The 8,958-nt window shown below is 69.3% G+C and carries 14 protein-coding genes and 1 pseudogene; 12 read left to right on the top strand and 3 right to left on the bottom strand.

Annotation, left to right across the window (positions count from 1 at the left end):
* Positions 1 to 4: 4 nt before the first annotated feature.
* The 5 genes from J7I97_RS36935 (at position 5) to J7I97_RS36915 (ending at position 2,521) form a co-directional block, all read left to right on the top strand.
* The gene (locus tag J7I97_RS36935; protein WP_285443910.1) at positions 5 to 868 is read left to right on the top strand and encodes a LysR family transcriptional regulator; all 864 of its coding nucleotides are present in this window, start codon (positions 5 to 7) and stop codon (positions 866 to 868) included.
* Positions 869 to 957: 89 nt separating this feature from the next.
* Positions 958 to 1,125, top strand: a complete 168-nt coding sequence (locus J7I97_RS36930; protein WP_214944443.1) for a hypothetical protein — start codon at positions 958 to 960, stop codon at positions 1,123 to 1,125.
* A gap of 158 nt (positions 1,126 to 1,283) precedes the next feature.
* Positions 1,284 to 1,736 (top strand): HEAT repeat domain-containing protein, encoded by a 453-nt coding sequence (locus J7I97_RS36925; RefSeq protein ID WP_214944441.1) that lies wholly within the window; start codon positions 1,284 to 1,286, stop codon positions 1,734 to 1,736.
* A gap of 201 nt (positions 1,737 to 1,937) precedes the next feature.
* Positions 1,938 to 2,270: a DUF6233 domain-containing protein gene (locus tag J7I97_RS36920; protein ID WP_214944439.1), complete on the top strand. Its 333-nt coding sequence runs from the start codon at positions 1,938 to 1,940 to the stop codon at positions 2,268 to 2,270.
* Positions 2,271 to 2,293: 23 nt separating this feature from the next.
* Positions 2,294 to 2,521: a hypothetical protein gene (locus J7I97_RS36915; protein ID WP_214944437.1), complete on the top strand. Its 228-nt coding sequence runs from the start codon at positions 2,294 to 2,296 to the stop codon at positions 2,519 to 2,521.
* A 223-nt stretch (positions 2,522 to 2,744) separates the two neighbouring features.
* On the opposite strand, the gene J7I97_RS36910 is transcribed toward J7I97_RS36915, so the two are convergent.
* Both J7I97_RS36910 and J7I97_RS36905 read right to left on the bottom strand, forming a co-directional pair.
* Positions 2,745 to 2,990, bottom strand: coding sequence for a DUF397 domain-containing protein (locus J7I97_RS36910; RefSeq protein WP_308378385.1), 246 nt, complete (start codon positions 2,988 to 2,990; stop codon positions 2,745 to 2,747).
* Positions 2,987 to 3,898 carry a helix-turn-helix transcriptional regulator gene (locus J7I97_RS36905; RefSeq protein ID WP_214944435.1) on the bottom strand — a complete coding sequence of 304 codons (912 nt, stop codon included), beginning with the start codon at positions 3,896 to 3,898 and terminating at the stop codon, positions 2,987 to 2,989. Before J7I97_RS36905 ends, J7I97_RS36910 begins: the two co-directional genes overlap by 4 nt.
* Before the next feature lie 284 nt (positions 3,899 to 4,182).
* On the opposite strand from J7I97_RS36905, the gene J7I97_RS36900 reads away from it, so the two are divergent.
* The 7 genes from J7I97_RS36900 to J7I97_RS36870 all read left to right on the top strand — a co-directional run bounded on the left by J7I97_RS36900 (position 4,183) and on the right by J7I97_RS36870 (position 8,185).
* Complete coding sequence (locus tag J7I97_RS36900; RefSeq protein ID WP_214944433.1) at positions 4,183 to 4,356, top strand: hypothetical protein; 174 nt, start codon at positions 4,183 to 4,185, stop codon at positions 4,354 to 4,356.
* Positions 4,353 to 4,625, top strand: coding sequence for a hypothetical protein (locus tag J7I97_RS36895; RefSeq protein ID WP_214944431.1), 273 nt, complete (start codon positions 4,353 to 4,355; stop codon positions 4,623 to 4,625). Before J7I97_RS36900 ends, J7I97_RS36895 begins: the two co-directional genes overlap by 4 nt.
* Complete coding sequence (locus J7I97_RS36890; protein WP_214944429.1) at positions 4,622 to 4,933, top strand: hypothetical protein; 312 nt, start codon at positions 4,622 to 4,624, stop codon at positions 4,931 to 4,933. The genes J7I97_RS36895 and J7I97_RS36890 overlap by 4 nt, the downstream gene beginning before the upstream one ends.
* Positions 4,934 to 5,020: 87 nt before the next feature.
* Positions 5,021 to 6,202, top strand: coding sequence for a radical SAM protein (locus J7I97_RS36885; RefSeq protein WP_308378384.1), 1,182 nt, complete (start codon positions 5,021 to 5,023; stop codon positions 6,200 to 6,202).
* Complete coding sequence (locus J7I97_RS36880) at positions 6,199 to 6,810, top strand: 3'-5' exonuclease (protein ID WP_214944427.1); 612 nt, start codon at positions 6,199 to 6,201, stop codon at positions 6,808 to 6,810. The genes J7I97_RS36885 and J7I97_RS36880 overlap by 4 nt, the downstream gene beginning before the upstream one ends.
* Positions 6,804 to 7,406 carry an AAA family ATPase gene (locus J7I97_RS39365; RefSeq protein WP_214944425.1) on the top strand — a complete coding sequence of 201 codons (603 nt, stop codon included), beginning with the start codon at positions 6,804 to 6,806 and terminating at the stop codon, positions 7,404 to 7,406. The genes J7I97_RS36880 and J7I97_RS39365 overlap by 7 nt, the downstream gene beginning before the upstream one ends.
* A complete protein-coding gene (locus J7I97_RS36870) occupies positions 7,403 to 8,185 on the top strand; it encodes an aldo/keto reductase (RefSeq protein WP_308378383.1) in 783 nt (260 codons plus the stop codon). The genes J7I97_RS39365 and J7I97_RS36870 overlap by 4 nt, the downstream gene beginning before the upstream one ends.
* Before the next feature lie 572 nt (positions 8,186 to 8,757).
* On the opposite strand, the pseudogene J7I97_RS36865 reads toward J7I97_RS36870, so the two are convergent.
* A pseudogene (locus J7I97_RS36865) lies at positions 8,758 to 8,958 on the bottom strand (IS982 family transposase); the annotation flags it as partial.

The following is an 8,958-nucleotide window of genomic DNA, read 5'->3' as shown; positions in this document are numbered from 1 at the left end:
GGGCATGGACACCCTGGAGACCCGCGAGCTGAGGTACTTCGTGGCCGTCGCCGAGGAACTGCACTTCGGCCGAGCCGCCGAGCGCCTCGGCATCGCCCAGCCACCGCTGTCCCGGGCGATCCAGCAGCTCGAACGGCGCCTCGGCGTCTCGCTACTGGACCGCGACCGCCGCGGCGTCTCGCTGACCGGCGCCGGAGAGGTCCTGCTGCACGAGGGCCGCGCCGCCCTGCACGCGACCACCGCCGCCGCCCGCCGCACCCGTCGCGCCGGCGGCGCCGATCATCCAGGTGGCGCCCGCGATCGCCTGGTGCTGGCGGTCAAGGCCGCCGCGTCTAAAGAACTACTGCGGAGGCTTCTCGACGCCTACGCGGCCCAGCCCGACGCCGCCGAGATCGAAGTGCTGCCATGCGGCATCGGCGAACAGGAAATACTGCTGCGCGACGGCCGCGCCGACGTGGCACTCCTGCACACGCCGTTCAACTCCCTCGCCGGGTTCGACAGCGAGGAACTACTGACCGAGGGACGGATCGCCGTCCTGCCCGCCAGGCACCCCCTCGCCACGCACAAGGCCTTGTCCCTGGCCGACGTCACCGACGTCCCTGATCTTCCGCTCGCCCGCTGGCCCCGCAACGGCGCCTACCCTCCCGGCCCCGGCCCCGAGATCCGCGACCAGACCCAACTGGCCCACCTGATCGCCCTCGGACGCACCACGGCCATCTGCCCCGACTCCTCCCGCGCCTGGCTATGGGCCGAACACACCGCCGTCCCCCTCACCGACGCACCCCCCGTCATCACCCACATAGCCTGGCCCCCACACAGCCGCTCCCGCGCCCTCGCCCAACTCATCCGCACGGCCACCCAGCTATAACCCCCCGGCGTAGACCTGCAAACACGGAAGATCGGCCTGCACCTGATCGAGCGGGGCATCGACACCCCAGACCACCGAAGGACCGCGCCATGCTCGACGTCCTGGCCGAGCACCACCGCGAGCCGGTCATCGCCAACTCCACGGAGCAACCGATCTCCGCACCCGGTCCGCAGCCACCACTCGGTCAGAAGGACACCCGGGGCGGAGGATCAAGCCTGATGGAACCGTGGAGTCCGGGCGGCCTGACCTGCGGTTAGATCGCTACTTTGCGGCTCGCCGTGGCTTCGGGAGTCCCAGGCCGTGACCGTCGCCCATCCACGAGCAATGCTCATGATCTATGGCTCGTCGCCCTGGTCCGGGCCGGCGCCCACTTCGAACGTGGCCAGCACGTCGAACGGCATGACACGGTGGCCGCATGAACCTGCCCCCGGCCCTCCTCGCCGACCTGAATGCCCCCAACGCCCGGGATCGCGACGCTGCCGCCGAGCAGCTCGGCGACATCTTGCGTTGGCCCAGCCTGACGCAGCACGAGGCAGAAACCGCCGTCGCACGCTTACTCACCGCCACGATCGAGGACCCAGACGACGCCGTCCGAGAGAGCGCCCTCAACGCCATCGGCAACGCCTTCGAACGCAGAGATCTGCCGCTCCACCTGGTCGCCGGGCTAGCACCGTGCCTCCACACGATGACCGCACCCCTCCTCGAGCACGCCCTCGGCATTCTCGGCTCCACCCGTGACCCAGACGCCCACCCGATGATCGAGCCCTACCGACAACATCCCGTGGACTACGTCCGCGAAGCCGCCGTCATGGCGCTCGCAGAACTGCCCGACCAGCACACTCCCGCGGTGACGGAGCACAACTCTTGACACCTCCCCATCCACTGGCGCTGGCTGGCTACGACTGATGCCGTTCAGATCAGCTCGGCTTGACTAGTGCAGAGAAGATGGCAGCGTGCGCACGGCCCGGTCTGGGAGGGCGCCCAGATCGCGGGCGTGGGACGCGGGGCGGGTGTGGCCATGGGGGTCCGTCCTGGTGGGGGTCCTGCACTCGGGCATAGAATAGAACATGTGTCCGAGTTGCCTCCTGATCTGCCGCGCCTGCGAACCGTGGTCACGTACCTGCGGGCCGAGCTGGGCCGGGCCGAGCGGGCACTGAGCACCGCGGAAGAGCGCGAAGCCCTCGCCGCGCGTCGGCGTCCCCTGCCCGAGCCGCCCGCGTGGCTGATCGAGCGCGGCATCGGCGTAGGCCGGCTCCCGGTCCGCGTCCACGCGGGGTCGTGCTGGGACGCAGGAAAACGCTGCTCGGCCCTGGGCAGCGAGGAGGCGCGCCGGGCCCTTGCCGAGGGAGTACCCGCCTGCCCGCACTGCCGGCCCGATGCTGCCCTCGGAGTGCTGGAGTGACCGGCCAGCGGCAGGGTGGAGGGATGAGCCCTGCTCTGCGTGTGATCGTCTATCCGCCGGACGCCCAGGGCGGGCGCCGCGTCCGCTGCGACGGTGAGATCCTCGGCCGCGCCCTGGGCCCCGGTGATCTTCTGGAGTTCCTGCGGCGGGCCGGCCTGGACCCGGACGACGTCCGGCTGGACGATGCGCTGCTGATCGAGTGGCGCGGCGGCGGGCCAGCCGTCTGGAGCCCGGATCTCGGCGACGAGTGAGCGCAGTGCGGGCCGCCACCTGGTGAGGTGGCGGCCCGCACTGCTGCACTGGTCAGCAGGCCATGCCGCAGGGATCGGCTATCGGTGGATCACCGCGCACGGTTCCCCTTGCACCACGTTGAACTCGCGGAAGCCGCCGCCGAAGCCGCCGCCGAAGCGCGTCCCCCTTCGTAGTGCGTCGACCACCGCGGCGAATGCCTCGGCGGGAACGGCAAAGCGCCGCCTACACCGCGGTGTCGGCCGGGGTGTTTCCGTCCCTAACTTCGGTGATGAACGAGGACCAGGCGGCGGCCGGGAAGTGCAGGACCGGGCCGCGCCCGCTGGCCTTGGAGTCGCGGACGTACAGAACGCCTGGGGTGGGTGCGACCTCCAGGCACTGGCCGCTGTCGCCGCTGCTGTAACTGGACTTATACCAGCCGAGGGAAGCCATGGCGACCTCGGAGCCTTCGTGCTGGTGGCTGGTGCTCACGTGCGGGTTCCTTCCAGATAGGTGGTGATGAGATCCCGGGACGAGTCCACGGAAAGCGCAGCATCCTCAATGCGGGCGTACATGGCTTCGAACACGTCGACTTCTGCCGGGTCTTCCAGCGTGCTGCCGCCTCGGTTGTGGTCCACGGAGACCACGGGATTCCACGGGTGGCCGAAGGTCAGAAGAGTGAAGTTCCCGCCGTTGCCGGGGTGCGGGAGAGCGGTGAGGGGCACCACGCGGATGTCGATGTGGGCGGCCTCGGAGGCGTCGAGCAGGCGCGTCAGCTGGTCACGCAGGACCGCCTGCCCTGCCGCGAAGCGCTGGTGGAATGCCGCTTCCGGCACAAGAGCGGAGTAGTGCACTGGCTTCCCCGGCCGGCTGAACACTTCCTGCCGGGCCATGCGCGCGGACACCAGCCGCTCGGACATCTCAAGGGACATCGGCGTGACCGACGTCGCGGCGATCTCACGGGCGTATGCCGGGGTCTGGAGTAGGCCGCCAACCAGACCGGCATGCCAGATGCGGATGGTCTCGGCCTCGGATTCGAGGGTGATGAAGTCGATGTACTCCTGCGTCATCAACCCCCGGTACGGCATCCACCAACCGATGTCCGGCGGCTCTTCCGCAACTCGGGCGATCTCCACGAGGGCGGCGTGATCGTCCACGCCGTACACCTTCGCCAGGGCGTAGACCTCGTCAGCGCTGACCCGCTGGAGTCCGCGCTCAGTGCGGCTCAGCCGGGCGTTGTCCCAGCCCATCGCCTTCGCCGCATCGCCCGTCTTCATCTTTGCGGCCTCGCGGTAGCGCCGCAGCTGAGCGCCGACGCGCCGTCTCTTGACAGTCGGTGTCGCACGTGTCTGCGTCATGCGCGCAGTGTGGCATGACGTTGGTGTGCGGCGGTACGTCATTGGCGTATCCCGGTTCGTCAGTGGTGCAAGCCGGTTCGTCATTGACGTAACTCGGCACATGCGTACGGCAGTTCGCATCTTTTGAGATTTGCTTCGCCTTATTGCGCAGCGACCGTCAAAACGAGCATGCTAGCCCCCGAGGACGTCGTGACCGTGCGTCAATTCGTGATCACTCGCGATGCACTGTCGCGCCCTCCCGAGGGTGGCCCCGCCCCCCTTCGTCCCCCCAGGGGCGAGCGGGGCCGCCCTCCTCCCCATACGACGCGAGCACGCCGAGGCCGACTATGAAGACGAGCCCGAGCACCACAAGCAGCACCGGCAACCAGGGGCGGCCCCCTCACCCCGCACGCCAGTTCGTTCGCAACCACGGCGACGACGCCAGCACGTGGGGCACGAGCACCCTCGCCCTGTACGTCGAACTGTTCTCCACCCCCGCCCCCGCCAAGGGGTCCCGGTGAGCCGGGCGCGCACGGCCAAGACCGCTGCCCAACCGGCCCGGTCCGTGCCCGCCCCGTTCACCATCGGCGACTGGGTGGAGGGGTGGACCCTCCCCGAGCCCGGCACCCGCGAACAGCCCGAGCTGCACGAGGGCGAAGTCGTCCAGGTCGGGAGCGGATGGAACGGCGTGGACGCCGATGCCGCGTACTTGTGGGTGCGCCTGCCCGGCGGCACGGAGCAGCGCCTGGCTATAAGGCGAACGACGCGCACGCAGCGGCCGGCAGCATGAGCACCCCCGCGTTACGCGCCCGCAGCGCCGCCGCCCGCCACCGTGCCCCGAACGGCGTCCTGCCCGGCGTCCTGATGACCGCCGCGAACGTGGTGGGCCTGGCCCTCGTCGCCTGGTCCACCACGCTCACGGTGACCGCCGACGCCACCTCCGCGCCCGTCCCGGCCGTTGCCGCTGACGACATTCCCGAGGCCGAAGAGCAGCCCCCTTCCGGGGCCGGTGCCACGGCCACCCCCCAGGCACGCGCCTGCCGCTGTGCAACGCGTACCCCACTGACGGCCGACCCCACCCCCTTCGGGGACGGCTGACCCAACAGCCGCGGCCGGCGGTGTCGTGTGACCCGCTGGCCGCGCTCTCGCCAACCCGCCGGCTCTTCCCTACCAGGAGGTACGTCCGTGACCGTGGCCCATCAGCACCGCCGCCCGCTCCCGCTGCTGACCGTGCAGCAGATCCAGAGCCTCCAACCGAACCTCGCCGACGTGGTGGAGTACCGGAAATCCGGGCTCTCCCTCAACCACATCGTCGGGTGCCCGCTGGAGTGCAGCTACTGCGTCCGCCACCTGTACAAGAACTTCGAGATGAAGGTTCCGCGGGCTCTCATGTCCGACGAGGACGCCGTGCTGACCCTGGTCAACCACCAGTATTTCCGGCCCCACATCACGCCCATCCAGCTGTTCAACAAGGCCACCGATCCCATGCTGGCGATCGTCAAGCCGCACACGTTCAACACGCTGCGGCTCCTGGACGAGCGGGGGCTGACGAACCACGTCCTCGTTATCACCAGGTGGCGCGTGGACCCCGAGGACTGCGAGGTCTTCAACAGCTTCAAGAACCTCAAGGTGACCGTGCTGGTCACCTACTCGGGTATCGCCCATACCGGGATCGAGCCGGTGGACTCCAACATCGCCGCGAACAGCCTGCGCACCCTGTACGCGCACGCCGAGAAGTACCGGACGATCCTGTACTGGCGGCCCATCGTCCCCGGCCTCAACGACAGTGACGCACACCTGCGTACGGCAAAGGCACTCTCCGAACACGCGCACGCCAGCGTCTTCACCGGCCTGTTCTTCCGCGACGAGATCGCCGCGTACTACGCGGAGAACGAACTGCCCGACCCGTACAGCCAGACCGCCCGGCGCAAGATCATGCCGGAGGAGACCGAGGCCCGGATTCTCGACCTGTTCCACCGGCCCGCCGACCACGCCGAACCGTGGGGCCCGCTGTTCCGCAAGACCTCGTGCGCCGTCGCCTACGCCCACGGGCTGGCTGACTACAACGGGCACTTCGGGATTCAGGAGCTGTGCGACATCTGCCCGAAGAAGCAGCTGGGGCTGTGCGCCGCCGCGTGGAACGCGCCCGCCCTGGCCGACGCGGAGCGCGCCGCCCGCGCGTTGGGGGCGACCGGCCCTGTCGAGATCACCGAACGGGCGATCATCACCGAGGGGCTGGCCGAGCACCCCAGGTACTTCCTTCAGCATGGCTACGGTTTCCAGGTCCACGACCGGGCGCACCCGCACCGGCCCCGCCGTCACGGCCGAGCAGAGATCGGCTGGCAGGAAGGAACCCCCACGCCGTGAAGACCACCGACTGGCCCGACCGTCTATTCGTTGTCGACGTCGAAGGCAACGGAGCGAACCCGCCGGACCTTGTCGAGATCGCCCTCATCCCGATCCAGGACGGCGAGGCGGTACCCGAGCGCGGGCGGCAGTGGCTCATTCAGCCCCCGGTACCGATCCCGCCGCGGATCACCCGGATCAACGGCATCAGCAACGACATGACCGCCGGCGCGCCCGCCTGGCGCGAGGTGGCCGGCGAGGTGCGGTCCCTCCTCGACGGCGCGTGGATCGCCGCGCACAGCGCCAGCGTTGAGTACAACGTCCTGACCCGGCACCTGCCCGACTGGCAGCCCGCCGGGGTGATCGACACCCTGCGCCTGGCCAAGGCCGCGGACCCCGGTCAGCGCGGGTACGGCCTGGACCCGCTCATCGCCCGCACGGGCATCGACGTGACCGGCATCCCCGGCAAGCGCCACCGCGCCGCCTACGACGCCCACGCCACCGCCCTGCTGCTGCTCCGCCTCGCCGACAGGTTCGTCACCTGGCATGACCTGACGGCCGCCGCTGTCCCGCCCAACATGCCCGGCCGCAAGGCCGACGCCCCACACGAGGAGAGCACCCTGTGGTAACCCGACCCGTACGGATAGCCGTCTCCGGTACGCACTCCACCGGGAAGACGACGTTCCTGCAGCGCCTCGAAATGGAACTGCGGGCCATCGGCCAGACCGTGGCCCGCACCCCCGCCAGCTTCGCGCAGCAGGCGGCAGAGCGCGGATTCCCCAAGCTGCGGCAGCAGACAGCCGAGTGCACCGAGTGGATCATCTCGGCATCGGGGGCCGCCGCCGCCGAGGCAACACTGACCGCCGGCATTGTCCTGATCGACCGCTCCGCCCTGGACCCCCTCGCCTACTACCTCGCTGCCCACGACCGCGCCCTGAAGAAGCCGGACCCGGCCACCGTCGAACGGCTCGGCTCCCTCGTGCGCGCCCACTGCGCCAGCTACGACCTGCTCATCGCGACGAACCTGGACTTCTCCCTGCCGCTCGGCGATACCCGAGACCGGGATCTGGACTACCGGGAAGCCGTCGACCGCCGGGTGCACTCGCTCCTCGCGGACATGCGCATCTCCCACCTGGAGATGGGCAACCACCCCGACCACCAGAAGCGGGCCCTTGCCGCCGCGCTGGCCGCCGCCACCGCCGCCGGACAGGACGACAAGCAGTGACGGCCGCCCCGCCGCCCGCAGGCATGTTCCGCCTCGCCGGGAAACTCGTCTCCCGCCTCGGGTTGGGAACCATGGGATTGACCGGCCCCGGAACCTGGGGCACTCCCGCGGACCCGTTCGGTGCGGTCCAGCTTCTCCGCTCCGCCGTCGATGACCATGGCATCACGCACTTCGACACCGCCGACGCCTACGGCCCCCACACTGCCGAGGAGCTGGTGCACCGCGCGCTGTACCCGTACCCAGAACGGCTACTGATCGCGACCAAGGTCGGCATGGTCAGGCCCGCCCCCAACGTGTGGCGCCCGCTGGGGAACCCGGACTACCTGCGCGCCACAGTGGAACAGTCCCTTCGCCGGCTCGGCACGGACTGCCTTGACCTGTGCTACCTCCACCGCAACGACCCCGCCTTCCCGTTCCTCGACCAGGTCGGCACCCTGGCCGATCTCCAGCAGGAAGGGAAGATCGCGCACATCGGCCTGTCGAAGGTCGGCCCCGAAGAGATCAACGAGGCGGCCACAGTGATCACCGTCGCCGCCGTGCAGAACAAGCTCAGCCAGGCCGTCCCGGACGACGCCGCTCATGGCGCCGAACACTGTCGCGCCCGGGGCATTCCGTACATCGCGTACGCGCCGCTCGGCTCGGGGGCGCTCGCCGAAGATGGCGGTGTAGATGCTGCACTGCGCTGGCTGCTCGAACTAGGCGACCACATCGCGCCCATCCCAGGGACCAGCTCGCCCGCCCACCTGAATGAGCTGGTCAAAGCCGCCAGTCACACATAGGCCTCCGCCCCCAGCGCCGCCGCTCTGCCAGCCGCCCCGGGCGCCTCCCCTTCCAGGAGCCCGGGGCGGTGCGGCTCCGAGCGGCCCGTACAGCGAAGCGCGTAGCGTGACGTCCAGCCGTCACGAGATCGGGCGCTACCGATGCGTATGACGGCTCTACGTCACGATCGAATCAGGCGTTGCGGGTGCTGTCCAATTGCACACGCCCCGGCGAGGCCCTTGTCTGACCTGTCCCGTCTCGGGTGATGTTGTCGATGTCTCAGGAGGCGTTGTCGGATCCGAGTGGGAGCGACAACGTCCAGTGAGACAGTCACACGACCTCTACGCGTACACCGGGAAGTCCGGGCGGACCTGTGGCGCTCAAGCAGCCCGGACCCTCCGAGCCCCGCCCGGGTTCGGAGGGTCCACCCATGCCCGGGTCGGGATTCGCGGACTAGGAGTCTGATGAAGATCTTGAAAACGCGCCCGGCTTGCACCGGTTCAGCCCGATTGGCATTTACCGGCAATATGGGGTGAATCGGTCGGCCGGAGCAAGATCTTCAAGAGCCTCCTAGATGATCAATTCCAAGGGGTCAGTGATCGTAGGCGGTGAGGGATCGTAGGACTTGCTGTCCGGTGGCGTCGTTGTGCCAGATCGCGGCGGTCAGCGCGAGTATGCGCTGCATGACGCGGACGACGACGCCGCCAGGTGTGCGGCCTCGGTGTCGTTCGAGGTCGAGCTGTCCCTTGAACGTCTCGTTGATCGACTCGATGACCTGGCGTAGGGGTTTGAA

Source organism: Streptomyces sp. ISL-87 (assembly GCF_018614095.1).
Lineage (GTDB): Bacteria > Actinomycetota > Actinomycetes > Streptomycetales > Streptomycetaceae > Streptomyces.
This window is presented reverse-complemented; position numbering and strand designations above follow the sequence as displayed.